This window comes from Microvirga sp. HBU67558 (genome assembly GCF_018069605.1).
In the GTDB taxonomy this organism is placed as follows: domain Bacteria; phylum Pseudomonadota; class Alphaproteobacteria; order Rhizobiales; family Beijerinckiaceae; genus Microvirga; species Microvirga terrae.
The window spans coordinates 1-1,021 of record NZ_JAGPUP010000299.1; the positions used below are offsets into that span (position 1 = coordinate 1).

Annotated in this window: 1 protein-coding gene; it reads right to left on the bottom strand. The window is 66.9% G+C overall.

Annotated elements, in window-relative coordinates:
* A partial coding sequence (locus tag KBI52_RS01345) for an IS110 family transposase (RefSeq protein ID WP_210804850.1) occupies window positions 1-929 on the bottom strand: 929 nt, incomplete at its 3' end.
* Window positions 930-1,021: the final 92 nt, after the last annotated feature.

Genomic DNA, 1,021 nt, shown 5'->3' on the forward strand with positions numbered 1-1,021 from the left:
TCCTGCAGCACGCGGCTCATCCGGGCCGGAAAGCGATAGGTCCAGGCGCCCTCGATCAGAACCCGACGGACCCTTGTATTGCCAGCCTTGGTGATGCTGCCCCGTCGGACCCGCTCGCCGGTCGAGCTTTCGCATGGCACCAGACCCAGAAAGGCCATGAGCTGGCGCGGGCTCTCGAAGCGGCGCACATCGCCGATCTCGGCCACGAAGGTCACTGCGGTGAGCAGCGCCACCCCGCGCAGGGCCTGATAAGCCTCGACCACGGGTGCCATCGACCATGTCGAGACCACCTCAGCGACTTGCTGGGTCAGTCGTTCCAAGCGGGCCTCGGCATCCGCAATCGCCTGCCGGTATTCGCCCAAGACCAAGTACTGAGCCGGATGCTCAAAGATGAGTTCGGCCAGCCAGCGCGCATGCGCCCGGGTCCACGGCTTGCGGCCGGAGAAGATCCGCCCATGGCGCAAGAGGAAGGATTGCAGGTACTGGCGCTTCTCGCGCAGATCCTCCATGGCCGCCTCGCGCGCCCGCACCAGCTCGCGCACCGCCTCATGGCCTGGATCCGGCACCCAGATGGCGGTCAGCTCCCCGGCCCGATGCAGCCGGGCCAGGCTCAGGGCATCGCGGCGATTGGTCTTCACGCGCTCGCCCGGGCGCTTGGGGATCAGTGAGGTGGCGATGACCGCGCAGTCATGGCCGAGCGCGGAGATCTGGCGCTGCAGGCCATAGCCGGTTGGACCGGCCTCATAACAGAACAGTAACTCGCTGTGCCGGCTCGCCAGCTTGTTCACCAGACGCCGCACGGCCTCCGGGGTGTTGTCGATCTCGCCGAGAAAACGGATCTCGCCCTGGCGGCCGTCCTCGGCCACGGCGACGGAGATCTTCAGTTTCGAGGTATCCAGACCGACAAACACCTTGCTCTTCTGCTGCATGGCTCGTCCCCTGCGCGGGAGGCTCGACGCCGGCCCATCCGGCGCAACCCTCGCTCATCGCATAGTGTGGACGAGCCACCTCCGCCGGCAAC